At 41.5% G+C, this 22,702-nt stretch carries 23 protein-coding genes; 7 read left to right on the top strand and 16 right to left on the bottom strand.

The annotated features are described in order from the left end of the window. Positions 1-45: 45 nt before the first annotated feature. Together IGI41_RS10985 and IGI41_RS10990 are read right to left on the bottom strand one after the other, a co-directional pair. Entirely contained in the window at positions 46-564 is a 519-nt protein-coding gene (locus tag IGI41_RS10985; RefSeq protein WP_430609805.1) for a dihydrofolate reductase family protein, read from the bottom strand. Positions 565-603: 39 nt separating this feature from the next. Beyond that, positions 604-1,167 (bottom strand): DNA-3-methyladenine glycosylase I, encoded by a 564-nt coding sequence (locus IGI41_RS10990; protein ID WP_430609806.1) that lies wholly within the window; start codon positions 1,165-1,167, stop codon positions 604-606. Between the two features lie 101 nt (positions 1,168-1,268). On the opposite strand from IGI41_RS10990, the gene IGI41_RS10995 reads away from it, so the two are divergent. The 4 genes from IGI41_RS10995 (at position 1,269) to IGI41_RS11010 (ending at position 4,855) form a co-directional block, all read left to right on the top strand. Beyond that, positions 1,269-1,655 (top strand): GntR family transcriptional regulator, encoded by a 387-nt coding sequence (locus IGI41_RS10995; protein WP_430609807.1) that lies wholly within the window; start codon positions 1,269-1,271, stop codon positions 1,653-1,655. Beyond that, positions 1,652-2,533 (top strand): ATP-binding cassette domain-containing protein, encoded by an 882-nt coding sequence (locus IGI41_RS11000; protein WP_430609808.1) that lies wholly within the window; start codon positions 1,652-1,654, stop codon positions 2,531-2,533. The genes IGI41_RS10995 and IGI41_RS11000 overlap by 4 nt, the downstream gene beginning before the upstream one ends. Before the next feature lie 16 nt (positions 2,534-2,549). Then, positions 2,550-3,695, top strand: coding sequence for an ABC transporter permease (locus IGI41_RS11005; RefSeq protein WP_430609809.1), 1,146 nt, complete (start codon positions 2,550-2,552; stop codon positions 3,693-3,695). Positions 3,696-3,787: 92 nt separating this feature from the next. Next, a complete protein-coding gene (locus tag IGI41_RS11010) occupies positions 3,788-4,855 on the top strand; it encodes an endonuclease/exonuclease/phosphatase family protein (RefSeq protein ID WP_430609810.1) in 1,068 nt (355 codons plus the stop codon). Positions 4,856-4,916: 61 nt separating this feature from the next. Here the strand turns inward: IGI41_RS11010 and IGI41_RS11015 are convergent, their stop codons facing one another. From IGI41_RS11015 to IGI41_RS11030, 4 genes are all read right to left on the bottom strand, one after another. Beyond that, positions 4,917-5,114, bottom strand: a complete 198-nt coding sequence (locus tag IGI41_RS11015) for a CsbD family protein (protein WP_430609811.1) — start codon at positions 5,112-5,114, stop codon at positions 4,917-4,919. Positions 5,115-5,290: 176 nt separating this feature from the next. Continuing rightward, entirely contained in the window at positions 5,291-6,709 is a 1,419-nt protein-coding gene (gene ffh / locus IGI41_RS11020) for a signal recognition particle protein (RefSeq protein ID WP_430609812.1), read from the bottom strand. A gap of 15 nt (positions 6,710-6,724) precedes the next feature. Beyond that, a complete protein-coding gene (locus tag IGI41_RS11025) occupies positions 6,725-7,063 on the bottom strand; it encodes a putative DNA-binding protein (protein WP_430609813.1) in 339 nt (112 codons plus the stop codon). Beyond that, complete coding sequence (locus IGI41_RS11030; protein ID WP_430609814.1) at positions 7,053-7,526, bottom strand: DUF523 domain-containing protein; 474 nt, start codon at positions 7,524-7,526, stop codon at positions 7,053-7,055. Before IGI41_RS11030 ends, IGI41_RS11025 begins: the two co-directional genes overlap by 11 nt. A gap of 144 nt (positions 7,527-7,670) precedes the next feature. Here IGI41_RS11030 and IGI41_RS11035 point away from each other — a divergent pair, with 144 nt between their 5' ends. Then, the gene (locus IGI41_RS11035) at positions 7,671-8,375 is read left to right on the top strand and encodes a response regulator transcription factor (protein ID WP_430609815.1); all 705 of its coding nucleotides are present in this window, start codon (positions 7,671-7,673) and stop codon (positions 8,373-8,375) included. Continuing rightward, positions 8,372-10,096 (top strand): ATP-binding protein, encoded by a 1,725-nt coding sequence (locus tag IGI41_RS11040; RefSeq protein ID WP_430609816.1) that lies wholly within the window; start codon positions 8,372-8,374, stop codon positions 10,094-10,096. Before IGI41_RS11035 ends, IGI41_RS11040 begins: the two co-directional genes overlap by 4 nt. Positions 10,097-10,164: 68 nt before the next feature. On the opposite strand, the gene IGI41_RS11045 is transcribed toward IGI41_RS11040, so the two are convergent. From IGI41_RS11045 to IGI41_RS11055, 3 genes are all read right to left on the bottom strand, one after another. Next, complete coding sequence (locus tag IGI41_RS11045; RefSeq protein ID WP_430609817.1) at positions 10,165-12,378, bottom strand: GH25 family lysozyme; 2,214 nt, start codon at positions 12,376-12,378, stop codon at positions 10,165-10,167. A gap of 259 nt (positions 12,379-12,637) precedes the next feature. Beyond that, entirely contained in the window at positions 12,638-13,549 is a 912-nt protein-coding gene (locus tag IGI41_RS11050) for a phosphate ABC transporter substrate-binding protein PstS family protein (RefSeq protein WP_430609818.1), read from the bottom strand. Positions 13,550-13,732: 183 nt separating this feature from the next. Continuing rightward, positions 13,733-14,905, bottom strand: a complete 1,173-nt coding sequence (locus IGI41_RS11055; RefSeq protein ID WP_430609819.1) for a pyridoxal phosphate-dependent aminotransferase — start codon at positions 14,903-14,905, stop codon at positions 13,733-13,735. A gap of 171 nt (positions 14,906-15,076) precedes the next feature. Between IGI41_RS11055 and IGI41_RS11060 the strand changes: the two genes are divergently transcribed. Beyond that, positions 15,077-15,796 carry a DUF2087 domain-containing protein gene (locus IGI41_RS11060; RefSeq protein ID WP_430609820.1) on the top strand — a complete coding sequence of 240 codons (720 nt, stop codon included), beginning with the start codon at positions 15,077-15,079 and terminating at the stop codon, positions 15,794-15,796. Between the two features lie 12 nt (positions 15,797-15,808). Here IGI41_RS11060 and IGI41_RS11065 read toward each other — a convergent pair whose 3' ends face one another. The 7 genes from IGI41_RS11065 to IGI41_RS11095 form a co-directional block, all read right to left on the bottom strand. Further along, the gene (locus IGI41_RS11065) at positions 15,809-16,531 is read right to left on the bottom strand and encodes an epoxyqueuosine reductase QueH (RefSeq protein WP_430612825.1); all 723 of its coding nucleotides are present in this window, start codon (positions 16,529-16,531) and stop codon (positions 15,809-15,811) included. A gap of 111 nt (positions 16,532-16,642) precedes the next feature. Then, a complete protein-coding gene (locus tag IGI41_RS11070; protein ID WP_430609821.1) occupies positions 16,643-17,167 on the bottom strand; it encodes a type II toxin-antitoxin system Phd/YefM family antitoxin in 525 nt (174 codons plus the stop codon). Between the two features lie 117 nt (positions 17,168-17,284). Further along, positions 17,285-19,564 (bottom strand): copper-translocating P-type ATPase, encoded by a 2,280-nt coding sequence (locus IGI41_RS11075; protein ID WP_430609822.1) that lies wholly within the window; start codon positions 19,562-19,564, stop codon positions 17,285-17,287. Positions 19,565-19,603: 39 nt separating this feature from the next. Then, on the bottom strand, positions 19,604-19,813 hold the full coding sequence (copZ, locus tag IGI41_RS11080) for a copper chaperone CopZ (protein ID WP_430609823.1): 210 nt from the start codon (positions 19,811-19,813) through the stop codon (positions 19,604-19,606). Beyond that, positions 19,810-20,283 (bottom strand): CopY/TcrY family copper transport repressor, encoded by a 474-nt coding sequence (locus IGI41_RS11085; protein WP_430609824.1) that lies wholly within the window; start codon positions 20,281-20,283, stop codon positions 19,810-19,812. Before IGI41_RS11085 ends, copZ begins: the two co-directional genes overlap by 4 nt. A 113-nt stretch (positions 20,284-20,396) precedes the next feature. Then, positions 20,397-21,383, bottom strand: a complete 987-nt coding sequence (locus IGI41_RS11090; RefSeq protein ID WP_430609825.1) for an aldose epimerase family protein — start codon at positions 21,381-21,383, stop codon at positions 20,397-20,399. 104 nt (positions 21,384-21,487) lie between these two features. Beyond that, positions 21,488-22,702, bottom strand: coding sequence for a glycosyltransferase family 4 protein (locus IGI41_RS11095; protein ID WP_430609826.1), 1,215 nt, complete (start codon positions 22,700-22,702; stop codon positions 21,488-21,490).

The raw sequence follows: 22,702 nt of genomic DNA on the forward strand, positions 1-22,702 counted from the left end.
GGTGTCGCTCATTTTACGAGCGATACCTTTTTTATCTTTTACTGCCTAATTTGCTGCACGAATATAATGCAATTCCATCAACTGTCCCATTTGGGTGGTATCCGCAAGCTGCAATCGCGAAAGATAGCTACCTTCTTTAAATAGTCTTTTGCCGGCGCCTAAGAGAACCGGGGCAATTTGAATATACCATTCATCGATCAAATCTGCTTCGAGAATCGGTTGCAACAGTTGCCCGCCTCCAACGACCCAAATATTTTGGTCTTGATGCGCGCGCAAGAACGTAACTGGATCTTCTTTTATAATCGTTGCATCTGGCAATGGTTCTATCAAAGTGGTTGAACAAACATAATTTTCTTTTTCTGGATATAGGAATGCACCTGACAGTAGTTTCTTCGCTTCTTGATATGTCTTGCGTCCCATGAATGTGGCATCGATCGTTTCAAAGAACGCTTCATATGTTGTTTGCACCCCTGTATCCGTTTCAAACAACCACGCCAAATCGTCTTCTTGATCTGCTAAATAGCCATCCAAACTAATAGCACCATAAAAAACAACCTTTCCCATATTGATCATCCTCTCTTGTTCACTTTACGATAGATTTTGTTAGGTGGTTTTCTCTTGACGACAAATACAAGTAACCAAATGATCATTGACCATGCCTACAGCTTCCATAAAAGCATAAATTGTGGTGGTCCCAACAAACTTGAAGCCTCTCTTTTTCAAGTCTTTGGCCAATTGGTCAGAAATTGCTGAGTGTGTAGGTACTTCATCCACTGTTTTAAAATGATTGATGATTGGCTGATTGTCAACATACTGCCATAAAAATGCCGAAAAGCTTCCATATTCTTTTTGAATCTTGATCACTTCTTTGGCATTGTGAATCGCCGCTTCAATTTTACGTCGGTTGCGAATGATGCCTGCATCTAACATCAATGCTTCTACTTTTTCTTCGGTATATCTTGCAACTGTCTGAATATCAAAACCATCATACGCTTGATCAAAATTCGCCATTTTATTTAAGATCGTTTGCCAGCTAAGTCCAGCTTGATTCATATCCAAGACCAATTTACGGAATAATTGACGGTCATCATATTCGGGTCTTCCCCAAACGGTGTCGTGATAACGTTGCATCAGTGCATTGTTGATGGCCCAATCACATCGTGTCATGACAATATCAGCTCCTTTTTTAGCTATTTTATCATAAAACGCTTTACTTTCACTAGTGTACTACGTATACTAGTACACATAAACGAAAGGAGCTGGTAACCATGGTCACGATCAACAAGACCAGCAGCAAGCCTTATTATGAACAATTGGTATTAAGTATCAAAGAAGATATTGTCAATGGGGTTTTACAGGCTGGGGATCAAATCCCCTCTGTTCGGGAAATGGCTAAAACGCTGTTGATGAACCCAAATACAGTCAGTAAAGCTTACAAAGTGCTAGAAACGGAGCAAGTTCTAGTCACGATCAAAGGCAAAGGTACCTTTGTCCAAGAAATCAATAATTTGCCTAGAGATGAATTACGGATCCAGCAACTCAAAGAACGGTTGAAAGAATTCGTGATCGAGGCTAGGCACCTGCAACTCAGTATACAAGAAATCACGGAATGGCTAATCACTTTTGAAGAAGAACTGGGGGGAGAACCACAATGAAGATCGAACACCTAACAAAAATGATTGAGCAGCAAACCATCTTAGAAGATGTCAATTTCACTTTAGGCCGAGGGGAGATTGTGGGTTTGATCGGCCGAAATGGTTCAGGGAAAACCACTTTATTTCGAACGATCGCGGGGCACTATCTACTAGACGATGGAGAGATATCCATCGAAAATCAACGTTTGGATCTCCACCCGCACTTCAGGGAACAGATTTTTTATATTGATGAAAAAGAAAACTTCTTAAATGCCTATTCATTAAGAAAAATCAATCAATTTTACCGGCTGGCTTATCCACAATTTGATCAAGATCTATATTTGGAAACCATGCAACTTCATGGTTTACCCCTCAACCATTCCTACCGTCGCATGTCCAAGGGAATGCAAGGGTTATATAAAATGATCTTGGCAATTGCCTCCAATGCACCCTTTTTATTATTAGATGAACCTTTCGATGGTCTTGATGTGATCGTGCGTAAAAAAGTTGTTGGTCTATTGTTAGAAAATCTGGGTGAAAGCCAACGGACTGCATTGATTGCTTCTCACAATTTAAATGAATTGGAAACAATCATTGATCGGGCACTATTGATCAAAGGCAAAACGATCGAAGCCGATTATCGCTTAGAAACTTTGAGGGAGAATGCCCGCAAAATCCAATTGGTCTTTCGCAGCAAACAAGTACCGCCATTGATCAAACAGCATGCGAAATTGATCCAGAAACAAGGGCGGGTCTTGGTGGCATTGTTTGAACACTATGATCAAGGATTGGCCGATGATATCCGCCGTTTAGATCCTTTATTGTTTGAAGAACTCCCACTGACACTAGAAGACTTGTTTGAGGCCAATCTTAGCCGAGAAACATTGATGAAAGGATAAAGGTGACCCTATGTTGATGCAAATTTTCAAAAGACGTTACGGTAAAGCACTGATTGGTGTTTGTTTATTGATCGCGGCTTTATATCTTGGCACTGGGTGGCAAAGCCAAAAGGACTGGCACAGTCAATATACTTATTTGTATTCAGATGAATTTGTTGATGAGTATACGAACCATCCTAACTACTATGTGAAAAGCTATGATGGAGAGAAAGAAATTCTTTATGATTCGATCGATGACTATCGACAAGATATGTTGACCATCAAAAAGAGTACTGATGAAAGTGAGATGAACTATAACAACTTTAGTTATGCCCAATCGGAAATCTTACTGGTCTTTTTATTTATTGCTGGCTTCCTCGTATTTTTTGTCGACTATCGCACCAATTTCACACGCTTTTTATTGTCATTGCCTGCATACAAAAAAGAGATTTTCCGAAAAAAAATACTGTTTATTTTGTTGCCGATCATTGGCACTTTGGCCATTGGTCTCATCGGTAATTGTTTGATCCGAGTTGGGATGATCGGACAGCCCTACTTTGCGGTTTCCTTATCAGATATGCTGTTATCTGGGTTGAGTACATTGTTTACGAATCTATTGGTCTTTGTTGTGGGTATGTTTTTCGGTATCGCCTTAGGCAATTTGATTTCTGGTCCACTTTCCATTTTATTTATTCTATTTTTATCGACGATGGGCAGCTATTTTTATAGCAGTTGTTATCAATTATATCATTTGATTTTCACAGGCGATCAAGATGCCTATCCTTCCTTTACACTCTGGATCGACTGGCCAGAAGGTATCTCCTATAAATGGTGGGCTTACCTTCTATATGCTTCTTTGATCATCCTATTACTCGTATTGGCAGAAAAAATATTCCTTCGCTTGTCCCTAGATAATGAAGGCGACTATGTCACTGTTCCAGCCTTAAGGTCAACTGCCTACTGGTTAATGGCACTGGGTACTTGGTTCTACTTGGCGATGTCGAATTATATTCCACACAGATTTTTTTACATCAATTTATATGAGGATTACCATGATACCTATCAAGGAATCATCATTGGCTTAGTGATGATGCTCCTCTTTTGCCTTGTGATCAGTTTGCTGATGGTTTATCCAAAAGCATTAATGAAATGGTGGTATAAACGCCGAAACAAGATTGCATAACTCTCAGCTACTTTTTGAACCAGTTTTACGTTTTCAGTAAAGCTGGTTTTTCTATGGGCTTTTTTGTATGATAGGAACAGAGGAGGGAAAAAATGAAAAAAATAGTGCTTTATTTAGGTGTGGTTTTTGGTGCGATTATCGTGGCCTTGCTTTGCTACATTGCTTATTTATTTTTAAGTTATCACCGCATCGATGATAATCAAGAGTTAACACCTGAAAGAAACAATCAAGAACTATTGTCTACAAATCAAAGCTACCGTGGCATGACATTTAATATTGGCTATGGTGCCTATACAGCAGATTATACATTTTTTATGGATGGTGGCAAAAGCGCCAGAGCCAAAGACCAAGCAACTGTCGAAAACAATATGGCTGGTGTCGCTGCAACAGCGAAAACAATCGATCCAACCATTTCATTTTTCCAAGAGGTTGATCAAGAAGGTGATCGTTCTCGACATGTCAACGAGGTCGCTTTTTTGCAGCAACAATTTGCCAGCAGTAGCAATGTGTATGCCCAGAATTACCAGTCTGCCTATTTATTTTATCCATTCTTGGATCCAATCGGTAAAGCAACTTCTGGGATCGTCACCCTTGCCCAGAGCGACATCACAGAAGCCATCCGTTACTCACTACCGATCGAAACCAATTTCAATAAATTTTTTGACTTGGACCGGGCTTTTTCGGTGAGTCATCTTCCGGTCTCCAATGGGAAAGAATTGATTGCGATCAATGTCCATTTATCCGCTTATACTGATGATCCAGCCGTGCAAGAAGCCCAAATCAATAAATTATATGATGTCATGACCGATGCCTATCAAGCAGGGAATTATGTGCTGGTTGGTGGAGATTTTAACCATGACATGCTTGGAAATAGTCCAACCATTTTCAATACGACTGCTGAGCGGCATAGTTGGGATCAACCCTTTCCAGAATCAACATTACCAAATGGGTTTACCATTCCAAAAGGCACCATCGCCCAAGATGGCGTTCCAACTACCCGTAAATTAGATATTCCGTACGAACCAGGAGTCTCATACGTCAGCGTCTTAGATGGATTCATGGTGTCTGACAATATCTCTGTCGAACACGTTGCTGTCCATGATGGCGCATTTGAATACTCTGACCATAATCCAGTCGTGATCGATTTTTCATTACAATGATTGAAAAAGAACAAAAATAGACCCCCGCTCACTTTAATAGGAGCGGGGGTTGTTTTATCAATTAAATGCGTTTGTCGTCATCTTTCTTATCAAAGAAGTCGTTCACTTTCCGTGATACGTCATCCGCAAAATCTTCAACTTTGTCTTTGGCTTTGCCATATTTATTTTGCGCTTTGCCTTTTAATTCCTCGGAGTCATCCCCCGTAAGTTTGCCTTTTGTTTCGGTTACTTTACCTTCTACACGATCTTTGTTTGTCATCGTCAATGCTCCTCTCATCTTTTCTATAAAACAATAGTAGCACCATCTAATAGAAAGTACGAATGATTTGCTTGCCTGACAAGAACAGACAGCCAATGGATCACAGGCTGCCTGAAATGAGTATGGATATGGATAGAGGGCTGAGTGATGTGCTTATGCAGGAATTCACTCTAGAATTATTTCCGTTTCTTTTTCTTTTTCTTTTGTTTCTTGACCATACGGTTCATTGCCATTTTACCTAGTTTGCCTTTGACGCCGCCACCGAACATTTGATCCATTCCAGGAATGTTCATATTGCCTTTGCTCATCTGCTGCATCATTTTGCGGGATTCTTTGAATTGTTTAATCATGCGGTTGACTTCAACGACACTATTTCCTGAACCTGCTGCAATACGGCGGCGGCGACTTGGGTTCAAGAGATCAGGGTTTTCCCGTTCAGCTGGTGTCATGGAATAGACCATTGCTTTTTGACGGGCAATTTGTTTGGGATCAACTTTGACATTTTCGATGCCTGGCATTTGACTCATTCCAGGGATCATTTTCAGCAAGTCTTCGATTGGACCCATACCCATGACTTGGTCGATCTGTTCAACGAAGTCATTGAAATCAAAAGAGTTTTCCTTCATCTTTTGCGCAAGTTCTTCGGCTTTTTTCTCATCGTAGTCTTGTTGGGCTTTTTCGATCAGGGTCAGCATATCCCCCATTCCCAAGATTCGACTAGACATCCGATCTGGATGAAAGACTTCCAAATCAGTCAGTTTTTCACCGGTACCAGTAAATTTGATTGGTGCCCCAGTTACTTGGCGAATAGATAGCGCAGCACCACCACGTGTATCACCATCTAATTTAGTAATAACAACACCGGTGATACCTAATTGTTGATTGAAGCTTTCAGCGACATTGACAGCATCTTGCCCAGTCATGGCATCCACTACCAACAAGATCTCATTTGGTTGTGCCAAGTCTTTGATTTGTTTCAATTCGTCCATTAGTTGTTCATCGACATGTAAACGACCGGCAGTATCGATCAAGACGTAATCATTTTTCTTTTCTTTTGCAACTGCCAATCCTTGACGCACGATCTCAACAGGGCTGACATCTGTGCCCATGTCAAAAACAGGTACATTCAATTGTTGACCCAATACCTTCAATTGATCGATGGCTGCTGGTCGATAAATATCTCCTGCAATCATCAATGGACGCGCATTTTCAGTCTTCATCAAGTGATTGGCTAATTTGCCGGCAAAGGTCGTTTTCCCAGCCCCTTGCAACCCAGCCATCATAATGATCGTTGGGATTTTCGGCGATTTTTCAATGCCGACTGTTTCAGAACCTAATGTTTTGGTCAGTTCTTCATCCACGATTTTGACGATTTGTTGTGCGGGTGATAGACTTTCCAACACTTCAACACCAATTGCCCGCTCACGAACATTTTTGGTAAATTCTTTCACGACTTGTAAATTTACATCGGCTTCTAACAGCGCCAAACGTATTTCACGCATCATTTCTTTTACGTCAGCTTCGGATACTTTTCCTTTGCGGCGTAACTTGCTCATCGCCTGCTGAAGGCGCTCAGTTAAACTTTCAAATGCCATTTTTTATTCATTCCTTTATTCTTCAATTTCTTGGAACTGTTGGATAAACCCTTGTAATGTTTCATCTTTTGGATAGTGGGTTTGGGTATATTCTGTGAGTTGTTCAAGTAATGCTTCACGCATGATATAGTCAGAAAACAAATGCAATTTCTTCTCGTAATCTTCCAAAATACGTTCAGTACGTTTGATGTTGTCATAGACAGCTTGCCGACTGATTTGATATTCTTCTGCAATTTCACCTAAAGAAAAATCGTCCGCATAATATAACTCCATATAATTCATCTGTTTTTCTGTCAGCAATGTGGAATAAAATTCAAACAATGCGTTCATTCGATTGGTTTTTTCAATTTCCATTTGCTTCCTCCAAGCTTTCAAGCCATTCGACGTCTGACATGACTTGCATGCCTTGTTGTCGAAAATACGCACAAGCAACACCAACACCGGACTTTTTGATACCAGAGAATTGACCATCGTAGATCATTCGGCTACCACATGAGGGGCTTTTTTCCTTTAGTATCAACTGATCGATCCCTAATTTTTGTAATTTCTGATAAGCCAAGACCGCTCCGTCTTTGAAGTGCTGGGTCACATCTCGTCCTGAAACAGTGATCACTTTTGCTCGATCTTGCCAGACAGTTACGCCATCTCCGCCAATGATCTCAGCCGGCTCTCTAGGAATCGGCAAACCGCCTAAAACTTCGGGACAGACCATGATTGCGCGACCTTCTTGTACAAGCATCATCAACCGAGGCACTGTTTGACTTTTTCCATCATAGCGACATAATGCGCCGCCAAGACAGGCACTGATCCCAATCATTCAAACACCTCTGCTTTCGATGAAATCGTCCTCTATTATAGCATTTATTTAGCCGATACAATAGTACCAATTCCCTATTCGTGCTAAAATAGGTCTAGTTCGTTGAAAATGATTTGTTTCTTAAAAGAAACCAAAGGAGTAACTATGAAAAAAATTCTCGTCGTGGACGATGAACCTTCGATCGTCACACTTTTAACCTTTAATCTAGAAAAAGAAGGCTACCGCGTGGTTTCAGTAGCTGACGGTAAGGAAGCCTTCGAATTGGCTGTTGCGGAACCATTTGATTTTATCATTTTGGATGTCATGCTGCCCTCAATGGATGGCATAGAAATCACAAAAAAATTACGCCAAGAAAAAGTTGAAACACCGATCCTGGTGTTGACTGCCAAAGATGATCCAATCGACCGGATATTAGGCTTAGAGATTGGTGCGGATGATTATTTGACGAAACCTTTTAGTCCTAGAGAAGTTTTGGCCCGAATCAAAGCAATCTCACGAAGACTAGAACCTAGAGCTGTCCGTGAGGAAGATCATCTTGCGGAAATCATTCAGGTCGGCAAAATTCGCGCAGATCTCACCAATTATCAAGTCACTGTCGCTGGAGAGAAAATCTTTTTGACACCCAAAGAGTTTGAACTCTTAGTGTACTTTATGAAACGCAAAGGTCGGGTCATTGATCGCGATACATTACTCAATCGAATCTGGAATTTTGACTTTGATGGCCAAAGCCGCATTGTTGATGTCCATATCAGCCATCTGCGAGAAAAAATCGAAAGAGATCCAAAACAGCCAGAATACCTATTGACAGTTCGTGGATTCGGCTATAAATTTCAGGAGCCTGAAAAATGAAAAAGCGCTTTGGCTATGGTGTTTGGGCAACGATTTTATTGATCGTATTTTTGCTTTGCTGGCAGCTATTGAGCAGTTTTTATCGCCAGCAAGTCATTGCACAACAAGCTGATTTTTTAGAAGAAAAAGCCTCGATTTTTCTTTCTCTTTCGCAAATTCAGAGCGATACATTGCAACAATTTGCTGATGCCTATGTCCAAGACAGCAATAGTCGGATGACTTTAATGGATGCTACAGGAACCATCATTTACGATACCTATGACCGTACATTGCACGAAAATCGTGCGAATCGACCTGAAGTCAAAGCTATTTTGCGGGGCAGCAATGTTGGCCAATCACTGAGAGAAAGTGATACGTTGCATGAAGAATTGCTCTATGTCGCAGTGGCGATCAAAGAAGACGGCAATCTAACGCAAATTTTGCGTATCGCTGAGCCGACGGCGGCTTTTTTTGCCAAAAGCCAGTCCATCGAACGATCGATTCTGATTGTTTACATGCTCTTTTGTTTATTTGTCAGTATCCTGATTTTCCATACATTGCGCCAAAGAAATCGACCGGTCCAAACAATTTTACCGGTTATCAAAAAAATGATTTCATCCCCTGATCAACAAGCAATTATTATGCAAGAAACGCCAGAACATGATGAGTTGTATCAAATGATCAATCAGTTAAGCGAACAAATGAGTCAAACTTACCGTGCGTATGCTGCTTCAGAAGCACAACTTTATGATTTATTAGGAGAATTAATGATCGGTGTCTTTATCATTGATGAAGAGGATCGTTTGTTACTGCTGAATCCCACCATGCAAGATCAATTAGGGATCGATCATTTGCCATCTTTGCCGGTGCCATTTACCGAAGTTATTCATGATACGCAATTGATCCAGTTGATTTATCAGTTTTCAGAACACACGCCAATCCTGCATGCAGAAACGACACTAAGCAGTGACCGTCCAAGGGTATTGGATATTACGCTACGTTCTTTTCAAGAAAATCAACGGATCGGCTTGGCGTATGATTTGACTAGAATTCGCCAGTTAGAGAAGATGCAAAAAGATTTTGTCGGCAATGTATCCCATGAATTGAAAACCCCTGTCACTTCTTTGATTGGTTTTACCGAAACTTTATTGGATGGTGCCAAAGAAGATCCAGAGACATTGCAGGCTTTCTTGGAGATTATACAAAAAGATGCCTATCGCCTAAAAAACCTGATCCAAGAAATTATCCAACTGTCAAAGAACAGCGATTCTTTCGCTTATGAAAATCAAACGATTGATGTTGCCGCACTGGTGGCAAGCATTTGCCAAACTTACAAAACAGTCGCCGATCAAAAACAGTTGACATTTGAGGTGCACGGCCCAACAAAGCTGACCATAGCAAGCAAATTAGAATTGTTGCAGCCTATTGTCAAAAACTTGATAGAAAATGCTGTGACATACGCAAAACAAGGCGGCAATATCACACTCTCTTACAAAATGACCAATGCGCAATTGATTTTGCAAGTAGCAGACCAAGGGATCGGGATTGCTGAAGAAGACCAAGAACGTATTTTTGAACGTTTTTACCGCGTAGATAAAGCCCGTGCCCGCAATTCTGGTGGTACTGGCTTAGGTTTAGCAATCGTTAAAGACTACACGACGATTTTGGGTGGGACGATCTCAGTAGACAGCTTTCCTAATATTGGCACAACTTTTACATTGACATTACCAACAACAGATTAAAAACCACGACGCAGACAATGATTGTTTGCGTCGTGGTTTCTTTAGATATGCCTAAAACAACAGTCGTACTATTTGGCAGCTTTGGTCCCATTTGCATTGATATAGCCGTACCAGGTGCCTTTGTTGTCATACAATGAATAATAGGTGCTGCCATTAAAATGATTGTAATAGACTCTGACTTGGAAAGTTTGGCCATATAGCTTGCTGCTTTTATTTTTTTCTTTCCATGAAAAGTTTTGCCAAATCGAATAATTCTTGCTTGAGATCGTGACATATTTACTGCTAGAAATTGCTGCCCCTCCCGCATTGTTAGCGGTCTTTGTACCATTGGCGTTGATATAGCCGTACCAGGTGCCTTTGTTGTCATACAATGAATAATACACACTGCCATTAAAATGATTGTAATAGACTTTGACTTGGAAGGTTTGGCCAAATAACTTGCTGCTTTTATTTTTTTCTTTCCATGAAAAGTTTTGCCAAATCGAATAATTCTTGCTTGAGATCGTGACATATTTACTGCTAGAAATTGCTGCCCCTCCCGCATTGTTAGCGGTCTTTGTACCGGTGGCGTTGATATAGCCGTACCAGGTGCCTTTGTTGTCATACAATGAATAATACACACTGCCATTCAAATGCTCATAACGCACTTTGACTAAAAATGTTTGATTCAAGTAATCTTTACTGGATGATTTCAATTTCCACGAGAAATTTTGCCAGATCGAGTAATTCCCGCTTTTGATCGTCACATAGCGGCCATCTGATATAGCGGGGCCTTGATTGCCTTGTACAGTTAGTTTGGTCGTTGGGATATAACCAATCCACGTACCATTTAGATCATAGACTGAATCATAGGTCGTGCCATTGAAATGACGGTAAGTCCCAGTCACTTTATAGGTGTTTTTTAACATGGCGGCTGTAACTTTTGTCGTTTTATTAAAACTGAAATCACGATAGATCGTGTCTTGCTGTTTGAACTTCACATAGGCGTTTTTTGATTGCCAATTGCCTTGTGCACCTGTTGCAACCTTGGTTCCTCCGGCATTGATATAGCCGATCCATTTTCCTTGGTTGTCATACAGTGAATAATAGGTGCTGCCATTGATATGCTCATAGCGAACTTTGACTTGTAATGTTTGTCCCAGATAGGCCTTTGAATCTGCTTTTTTGGTCCATGAGAAGTTTTGCCAAATCGTATAATTATCTTTGGTGATCGTTGCATAACGTCCATCGGTGATTGCGCCGCCTTGGCCTTGACTAATAAAGTATTTATTATAGTCGGAATTCATATCAAAGGTGCCGGATACACCAGGGAACGTTACATTATATGTCCATTGCCATGCACTGTATTCGGTGTGTTTTTGTCCCACTGGTTCATATGGATATTGGGCGATCCAGACTTTATTCTTGCCTAAAACGTCCGGATCGATGACCTTTTCTGTGATCCATGAGATACCGATATAATGATGCGTATTCGTATAGCCTAATGCTTTCAACCGATTTTCAAAGACTTGTGCCAATGCCGTGTGATTGGCTTTATTTTTGATATTTGGTTCTTCATAATCATTGACCATCAACATCGATGTCGGTAAATTCAATTGTTTGGCATAGCTGACAAAATAATCCGCTTCTGCCCTGGCGCCACTTTCCGTGGTATACCAACTATAATGATAGGCATGCACGATCAAACCTGCTGCTTTGGCATTGGCGATCTGTGATGCAGCTAATGGATTTTGATAGGATGTTGCCTCAGTCAATTTTACAACGACAGCAGATACGCCATAGCTTTTGATGATTTTGAATTGGTCTACACTGATCAAACCATTATGAGAAGAAATATCAATAAAGTCTTGACTAGGTGTCGTTGGATCTCCTGCTTCGATATACGGAACAGTAGCTGCAGCACGCGCGGTGCGTCCCAGACTGACCTTGATATCGGAGCGACTGCGATAGGTTGGATCCAATCCTAAACTGGTATCATAATAGATTTGGTCATCTGACTCCTGTGGTTCGCTTATTGTTCCTTCTGTTTCATCAATTGAGCTGGACTCGACAGCTGATTCCTCTGTCTGTGAAGAATTTGTTGTCGTGTTATTTGCCGTTTCTTCCGTACTTTCACTCGTATTGCTTTCACTGCCTAAAGTACTTTCTGTACGTGGGCGTGTACTGCTGTCAGAAGATATAGCCGTACTGCTTTGTGTGCCAGTGGTTGTCTGTGTTGTGTCAGCGTTGATCCCCAGTGTCCCCATAAAAAATAATGCTATTGCATATAACCCGATTTTCATTTGCTTTCGTTTACGCCTATTCATCCTTTTCCCCTTTCATACGCCGTTGCTTCTATTTTACAGAAAAAAAGCGAAAAAACCACAAATAGCGCATTTTTTATACGCTCTTTTGGATAAATAGGCGAATAAGGCCGCTTGGACATTCATTGCCTTCGACTTCCTGAATCTCCTTCAGCTATTTTGCAGCTTTTGGATAGGGAAAAACACAAAAAAAAGCGCATCTTCTCTTCCAAGAAGATACGCTGGGGGCATGCATGTATTATTCGACGTTTGTCACATCGCCATCGACACTACGTTCAACTTTCATATCAGTGATTGGCAAGTAACCCAATTCTTTGACCACGCCTTGTTGTACATCATCTGTTAAGATATAGTCAAGAAATGCTTTTACATTGGCATCTGGTTCACCATTGGTATACATATGTTCATAAGACCAGATGGTCCATTGATTATCCGCAATATTTTCAGCAGAAGCTTCCACACCATCTATTGCCAATGCTTGAATCGTATCGTCTAGATATGACAATGCTAGGTAGCTGATGGCGCCTGGCGTTTCAGCAACGATTTTACGGACTGTACCTGATGAATCTTGTTCTTGTGTTTGAATCGTTTCGGCGCCGTCTAGACCCCATTTTTCAAATGTGGCACGTGTACCACTGCCTGAAGCCCGATTGATCACGGCGATTTCTTGATCCGCACCACCTAGTTCAGACCAGTTGGTGATTTTCCCTGTAAAGATACCGATCAAATCCTGTTTGCTGATGTCGGTCACACCAACTTCTTTGTTAACAACAGGTGCCATGCCTACCACTGCCACTTTGTGGTCAACCAATTTGCTGGCATCAACACCATCTTTTTCTTCTGCAAAGACATCGGAATTACCGATCGTCACAGCACCGGCTTCCACTTGGCTTAAACCAGTTCCGCTTCCGCCACCTTGGACTGTAATTGTATAGTTGGGATTTTCTGATGCATAACTTTCGCTGGCTGCCTCAACCAAAGGCTGCAATGCAGTTGATCCGACTGCTAAAATTTCTACATTTTCTGTTGCTGCGCTACCGGAAGAAGCCGATCCGCTGGCCGCTTGGCTGCTATCGGCACTGTCACCGCTGCTGCCACAGCCTGCTAATAATAATCCTGTTGCAAAAAATAAAAGCCCCAATTTTTTCATTCGATAAATCTCCTTTCGTTATAGGCTAAGTTTAGCAAGATGGTGTAAACCCTTGATAGATTTCATGTAAAGAATTGATTGAGAGATGTAAATCTTTTGTAAAGATAAGATGTACCTTCAATTAGTTTTGCAAGCCAGCATAAATGATAAGAATAAAAAAAGAGCAGAATCTGCTCTTTTTTTCTATTGATGATTGTTTATATAATCAGTCAGACGCTTCATTGCTTCGACCAGATTCTCCATACTTGCAGCATAACTCAAACGCACATAACCTTCTGCTTCAGGCCCAAAAGCAATCCCTGGAATAATGGCCAGCTGATTTTTCTCTGCCAAATCGACACAAAAGGCCATTGAGTCTTGGTTAAAACCAGTGGGTATTTTGGCAAATAGGTAGAATGCCCCAGATGGCTTGGCGATATCAAACCCTAACCCAGTCATTTGTTCAAATAAATAGTCACGTCGGGCACGATAATCAGCTTTCATTATTTCAGCATCATTGATGCCTTCAACCAATGCCCGAACAGCGGCTTTTTGTGAGATCGTTGAAGCAGCTGTCACCAAATATTGATGCACCTTGATGATTTCGGCGGTCAAAATGGCCGGAGCAAAGATAAAACCGATTCGCCATCCAGTCATCGCATGTGATTTTGATAACCCATTGATCACGATCGTCTGATCCTTCAAGTACTCGGCAATCGACACATGCGGTTCATCATAGGTCAGTTCTGAATATATTTCATCACTGATGACAAACACCGGATATTTTTTTAGTACATCTGCCAACGCTTTGACTTCTTCTCGCGTATAAACAACACCTGTTGGATTGCTTGGATAATTCAAGATGACTGCTTTGACTTGATCCCCATGTTCTTGCAAGGCAGCTTCTAACACTTCCGGCGCCAAAACGAAATCATTGTCAGTCGTATCTAAATAAATAGGCGTCGCGTGGGCCAATGTGATGACTGGTTCATACCCTGGATAGATAGGTGCTGGCAGAATAACCTTGTCTCCTGGTTCAAGAACAGCCAATAAAGAAGCAGATATAGCTTCTGTTGCCCCAATCGTCACCAACACTTCTGATTGATAATCATACGCTAGTTGGTATTTTGTTTTAAGAAATACACTGGCAGCTTCTCGAACATCGGAAAGCCCCGCCATTCCTGAATAATGACTAAAATTTTCTTCAATAGCCGTCATACCGGACTGCTTGATGTGTTCAGGTGTATTGAAGTCAGGCTCTCCCAGAGTCAATTTTAAAATATCCGGAATCGATGATACCCGTTCATCAAATTTACGGATCAAAGACACAGCAATTTTATATACTTCTTGATTGAATCGTTGACTGACATCTGCCATAAATGATCACTCCTCTAGTGTAAGCAATTGTTTCGCTATTGTTTTTAATCCTACCACAAATCTCCAACAAAATTAAGGCAAAACAGAAATTTAGTTTCAATTCATTATCATTTGCATATTAACAAACGATATTATATAATATCTATAAATAAATAAACAAAGGAGCAAAGCATGAAAAACAATAGTGAATATATGTTAAAAGATTATCAACGTGGGTTTAGTCAAACAGAATCAGCTTATCACTGTTTGTTTTGCACGGTTTCTTTCAACAAAGAAGAAATTTATCCTCATGAAGGGCGCTTTTTCACAGCCTACAATCGAATCAACACGCATATTACTGATAACCATGGCGGACCGATTGCTGGTCTTTTGGCTCAGTCCAAAGAACAAACTGGTTTGTCAGAGAGCCAACAAGAGATCTTACAGCTCTTTGCTGAAGGGTTGAAGGACACTGTCATTGCCCAGCGTTTAGGCATCTCAACATCAACAGTTAGAAACCATCGCTTTAAGTTGAAGGAAAAACAACGACAGGCTATGGTATTTTTGAGTATTATGTCATTGTTGCAAGAAACACCTGACTTGATGCCTCACAAAGGAGCCACAATGATCGATGACCGTTACGCGATCACAGCAGATGAGCGCAAAAAAATTATCGCAACATATTTTGATGAGACTGGCTTTATCAAGCAATTTCCTAGCAAAGAGAAACGAAAACTGGTCGTCTTAAGCGTCCTTGCAGATCGCTTTGATTCAGAAAAAAACTATTCAGAAGCCGCCGTCAATGATATTTTGAAACAATCGATCACCGATTATGTCACTGTGCGGCGCTATTTGATTGAGTATGGGTTTATGAAACGGACAAATGACGGAAAAACCTATTGGCGCAGCTGATTTCCGTCATTTCTACTCACTATCAGAGCTGCTGTCAGCTTGGGCATCCAAGAACAATTGCGCTTCTTGATTTATTTTTTTTAAGTCAACACCTTGTTGTTTGGCAGCAAATACGCAACCACAATAGCATTGGCGGTAGATATCATATTCTTTGCACATCATCAACGATCTTTGATACCCGTTTTTCTTTTTAAAATCACTAGGCAAATAGGCGACTTGGTAAATCTTTTGAATATCTAATCCAATCTCATTGATGATATTTGCTGATTTTTTTGGAGATAATGTCAAAGCACTGCCAAAATAATCAAAGTTCAGTTCAGCAGCTTTCTTGGCAACCAAATCCAAGCGCATCTGAAAACACGCCTGACATCTTAAACCGCCTTCTGGTTCATCGGACAAATGCTTCACCCTTTTAATAAAATCATTGGGTCTATACGCTGCTTCTATAAATCCGACCTGATTGCCGGTACGCAGATTAAAGGCGTGTATGAAATCTTTTTGAACACGTGCACGTCGGTGATATTCACTACTTGGATGAATGTTCGCATTTGCAAAATAAACCGTCACGTTCGCATATTCACAAAGAAATTCCAACGAATAGGTACTGCATGGTGCGCAGCAGCTATGCAGTAAAATCGTGGGACGATGTTTCGCCACCTGCCAGGTAGCGATAACATTCCGTAATTCTTGATCATAATTGACTTTCTGATGATGTTCTTGTTTAACATCTTGCATGCGGTTGCCTCTCTTCTTCATAATGTTTCGATAAATTTTCATACAAAAAAGCCAAACAATCATGAATGGCTTTCTCTCCCACACACTTATCTAATAGACTAGTGCGTTATTTTATTTCTCTTTTAAGAAAATTTTCTTAATGATCAGCTTATCAAATAATTGGGTTTGATTGTCTTGTTCACCAATCACTTCAGCAGTAATGGCTTTGCCTTCTTGTTTCTTTCTAAGCTGATACATGATCTTGCCTGTTTCTTTTAGTTCGTTGATCATATCAACGACGCCGCCAAAACCGGTTTTTCGGGTGATGAAACCTAATGCAACCATCCGTTCATCTAAATTTTTTGCAGAAATGCTGGCACCAGTAATCAATGCTTGTCGCATGATATGCAGAAATTCTTCTAGACCTTCGACTGCCGGCTCTTCAATTTCTTCTGTCACAGGTCTTGCCCGCAAATCATGTAATTCTTGTAATAGTTTCTCGTATTGTTCTTGTGTCAACATGACCCCCGCCACTTTTTCACGATTGAATACATAGACGGCTGTCCCGGCTTCTCGCGCTTGATTAAATACATCCATCGGAGATTTTTTTACTTCGGTGATCGAAGTAGTGGGAACATCCAACTTCTTCAGTTCCATAATCAACGTCCTCCTTGTTCTCAACGCATTCATTATAGCATAAAGTGCCATGGAGGCTATAAAAGATTTTGGTTGCAAAAATAAAATCGACGACTCGTTGCTTATAATCAGCTAGCACTACTCATCCTTTTTATTGATGGATAGCGTCATAGCATTGATAGCGACAATAATTGTGCTCAATGACATCAAAATCGCGCCAACTGCGGGGTTCAGCAAAATTCCCCAAGGAGCCAAAATCCCTGCAGCCAATGGGATTGCGATGATATTATATCCAGCACCCCACCAGAGGTTTTGGATCATTTTCCGACGTGTTTGTTTGGCCAATGATAAGAAATGCAACACATCTTTAGGATTGCTGTTGGTTAAAATGACATCTGCTGAATCGATTGCGACATCTGTTCCTGCACCAATTGCGATGCCGATCGTTGCTCTCGCTAAACTTGGCGCATCATTGATACCATCACCGACCATCGCCACCCGTTTGCCTTGTGCGACAAATGATTTGACCAGCTGTTCTTTATCTTCTGGCAAAAGCGCGGCGTGCACTTCTTTGATACCTAAATAGTCTGCTACAGCTTCGGCAGCCTCTTGGTTGTCGCCTGTTGCCATGACCGGCGTAATCTGCATTTCTTTCAACGCGCGTATAAATTCGCTGGCTTCGGGTTTGACTTGATCCCCCAATGCAATGATACCTGCAATCTCTCCTTGATGCACAAGATAACTGATCGTATTGCCCTGTTCTTTGAAATGCTTGATCTTATCTTCTGGTACAGTCAGATCGAGTTGTGTGAGGCCTTTTTGATTGACGATTTTCCAAGTTTCTTGATTGATCACACCAGATAAACCAATCCCAGCCTCCGATTGAATATCCGTGGCTGCTTTAGGTGAGACACCTTCAGCAGCGGCTTTTGTTAAAATTCCTTCGGCAATTGGATGATTTGCCGTTTTTTCTAATCCTGCAACATACGCAAGCACTTCGTTTTTAGACAGTGTACCTAAAGATAGTACATCGGTGACTGCAAAAGTGCCTTGTGTCAAGGTGCCGGTTTTGTCTACGATCAGCGCATCGATCTCATGGGCATTCTCCAGTGCCCGCCGATTTCTCAGCAAAAGACCATTTTTGGCAGCAATCGATGTGGAACGAGCCACCACCAATGGAATTGCCAGACCCAACGCATGCGGACACGCAATCACAAACACCGTCACCATTCTGTCAAAAGCAGTCGGTACATCTGAAATGAACAACCAAATCAGGAATGCGCCGACACCAGCGATCAATGCCACATAAAACAACCACTTCGCGACTTTATCCGAGAGTGCCTCTAACTTTGACTTGTCTGCTTGGGCACTGCGCACCAACTCCATGACTTTTGCAAGGTAGCCACTTTCTCCCGTACCAGTAACTTCGATCACGATCGACCCGTTGCCATTGACAGATCCGCCAATCACGGATTGTCCGCTTTTTTTTGTTACCCGTTTAGATTCTCCAGTAACAGCCGATTCATCGATCGTCGTTTCGCCTTCAATGATCTTGCCATCGGTCGGAACTTTATCACCAGAACGAACAATCAGATAATCCCCTTCCACAACTTGATCCAATGGCACACGTTCTTCTTTACCTTGGGCGTTTTTCCGGATGACCTCTTTGGGCAATAATGCGGCCAATTGCTGGACTGCATTGCCAGCATTCATCACTGCATTCATTTCGATCCAGTGACCTAGCAGCATAATCACGATCAATGTTGCCAATTCCCAGAAGAAATCCATGACATGGTCCCCTGACAGGAAATGATTGGCGACAAAGGCATACAAGCTATAGAAATAGGCAACACTGATGCCCATCGCTACCAATGTCATCATCGCTGGACTCTTTTGTTTTAATTCCGTTTTTGCTCCACTTAAAAAAGGTGCTCCTCCATAAAAAAACAAAACCGTAGCTAAGACAAGAACCAACCAATCAGATCCTGGAAAAGTGAATTGAAATGGTAAATCGACACCCATCATTGGTGACAAAAAGATGATGGGTATCGACAAAACAAGTGAGAGCCAAAACTTTTGTTTGAAATTGCCCATATGCATGCTATGATCCATACCGCTCATCTCATGGTGACTATGGTCATGTGCTGACATCTGCATATGGTTCATCTGAGCATGATCCACTTGGCTGTGATTCATTTGACTGTGATCCATCTGGCTGTGATCCATTTGGCTGTGATCCATCTGGCTGTGATCCATTTGGCTGTGATCCATCTGGCTGTGATCCATTTGGCTGTGATCCATCTGGCTGTGATCCATTTGGCTGTGATCCATCTGGCTGTGATCCATTTGGCTGTGATCCATTTGGCTGTGATCCTTAACGGTATGGTCTTTTGATATGTCTTTTCCCATCCTGTCCATCCCCCTACTTTTTTACCAAAAATAATTCTTGTATCATGATCAATTAAAACTAGCAGAATATCCAGCATCTGTCACAGCTTTGATCAACATGTCATCTGTCGTTTGTGTTTCATCATATTTCACTTTGCTTTGTGCTTTTTTCAAATCAACTTTGGCTTTTTTGACACCCGGCACCTCAGTCAAAGCTTTTTCTACTTTTGCTGCACAATGGGCACAATTCATGCCAGTGATCGTCATCATTTTTTTCATCTTTTATTCTCCTTCACTTTAAATGAGTCATGTGTGTGTACTTTACACTGGCATTGGCCAGGAATACAATTACATGCGATTTCGGCAACTGGCTGTTTGTTATCCAACGCGTCTCGAAGCATCGCCATATCTGCTGCTGTTAATTCAGCCTCCGTAATCATTTCAGTGATTGTTTGGCCAACTTTCTGGGCACAGATATGAGAAAACAAATTCTCGGTTGCACTGCGAACGGTTGCTTCTTCTGAAACCAAGGGTGTATAGATAAATTTTTTCCCTTGCGATTCTGGTTGCAAGACCCCTTTTTTGACCAACCGTCCCAATAGCGTTTTGACAGTTGCTGCTTTCCAGTTCTTATTCGTACTTAATAAATCAGTGACTTCTTTGGCGTTTGATTGACCCAATGTCCAAATCACACGCATGACTTCCCATTCTGAATCACTGATTTTGATTGGTTCTTTGATCGCTTCCATTGTTTGACACCTCACTTTTAACACCTAATACTTGAAGTTTACATCTGTAATCGTAATTTGTCAAAAAAATACGCCCCTTTCATTCAGAAAGAGGTGTATTTTTTTTCTATCGATCAGAAATGGGCCCGATAGGTCGTTACTGAATGAAACGGTGTATCAGGACGTAAAACAATATCACCAAATTGGCTGAATTTTTCTGTCCCTGGTACCCCCTGTGTCTCGATCGCCATTGCCCCATGATTTGTCATTGGTCCGGTCTTCATTGGTGCACCGACTTCCCCAGTTCCCGTTGTATAGATCACGACTGCTGGACGATCAGTTGTCACCGTTAAGCGCACTTTCTGGTCTGGGCTGGTGACTTGCAGATCCCACTCTTGATCATGATCAAGTAAAAACGGATCATCTAATAAGGTTGCACCGATTGCACGTTCTTTTGTGAAATCAAATTTGGTCCCATCGACAGCAACTTTTTCACCTGTAGTTGTCACGTCATCATTGGTTTCAGCCACATGACGAGCATTGATTTGTATAAGATGCGTATCGATTGCTTGCTGGGTATCTCCCGTCAAATTAAAATAGCCATGATTCGTTGGATTAAACAGTGTAGCTTGATCTGTCTTGGCATCATAAGCGATCGACAATTCATTGTTGTTTGTTAGGGTATATGTCACTTGGTAACGGACATTCCCAGGAAAACCGCCAGTACCATCTGCTCGATTTGTTGTAAAAATGACACCCGCTTCACTCGCATCTTCGAAAGTTTCAGTGATCCAAGTTTCCGTATCTAAACCCTTGAAACCGCCATGCAAGGTATTACCGCCATCGTTGTCTTCTGTTTGATATTCTTTGCCATCGATCACAAAGCGTGTCCCAGCGATCCGCCCTGCGACAGGGCCAATCGTTGCACCATAGTAACGGGCATCGATATGTCCTTTGATCGAATCATACCCCGCGACAATATCCCTTCCGTCTTCGATAGGTATGACCCAGTCTAATAAGCGGGCACCTTCAGGACTTACCCTCACGATGGTACCGCTCTCATTTGTTAGCTCATAAATCGTCCCCATTGTGTCTGAAGTTCGTTGTTTGACACTTGTCATGTTCTCATTCCTTCTTTCCTTTTCATTTCATAGCCATCCTTAGTATAGACTTTCAAGCTACCCTTCGTCAAATCAACAAAAAAAGAAACAAGCAACTGCTCGTTTCATTTTTTGTGTTTCGCTCGATAATGCCTACGTTTGATTCGTTCATCTTTCAATTGTGCAGCCTCTTCAGCTTGGTTTTTTTCTGTATTGCTGCCATTTCGTTTATCAGAACGTTCATTCAATAGTTGCTGCCGATATCTCCGGTTACCTAGAAATTTCAAGGCATGCATCAATGGTTGTCGATTTTCCCCAACTAAGCCGATCAATTCAATAAACAGTTCGATCCCAAAACCAGTGCTGATGATCAGCAAAATAATCGCTGTATTGCTGGCGTAATTCATCAATAAGGCTATAAAGGAAAATACCAAAGCCAACGCATAGATCGTGAGTACGGTCCCTCGATGGGTAAACCCCAACGACAACAGACGATGGTGCAAATGCATTTTATCGGCAGAGGAGATTTTTTGCTTATTGAACTTGCGACGAATCATTGCATAAACAGTATCAGTGATTGGGACGCCAAGAATCAGCATTGGTGTCACAACTGTAATAAATGTAGCATTTTTCAATCCTTGCAATGAAAGCACTGAAATCATAAAGCCAAGAAACAATGCACCTGTATCCCCTAAGAAAATCGTAGCAGGATAGAAATTGTACGGAAAAAAACCGATGATGGCAGCGATCAGTGTGAAGATGACCATTGGCACTTCTACCGAATTTGGCAAAAAGAAATAACTAATAATCCCAATCGTTGTCAAACTGATGATTGACACACCACTAGCCAACCCGTCTAATCCATCGATCAAATTGACCGCATTCGTGATGGCCAAAATCCACAGGATCGTCATTGGCAAACCCAACCAGCCTAAATCAAAGACACCGATATATGGAATCGACACCGTACTGATTTTGATATCTGCCACAAAATAGATGACCAGTGCGGCAATCGTCAAACCAAGCATTTTTTGTAAAGGGCTCAATTCAAAAATATCATCCATCAATCCAGTGAAAACAACGATGGCTGCACCCAACAACATCGGCCATACATAATCAAAAGGAAGCATCTCGCGAAATTCCCATAGCAAAGCAAAAGAGAAAGCAAGGAAAATACTCAGTCCGCCCGCTGTTGGCATGGTCTTCGTATTGATTCGACGATCTCCAGGTCGATCGACTGCACCGATTTTAAATGAGACCAACTTGATAATAGGTGTCAGAATCAATGAAATGATCATCGTGATAAACAGGCGTACCACAAATTTAAAGGCAAAATCCAT

This window comes from Enterococcus sp. DIV0876 (assembly GCF_050529585.1).
GTDB lineage: Bacteria > Bacillota > Bacilli > Lactobacillales > Enterococcaceae > Enterococcus_D.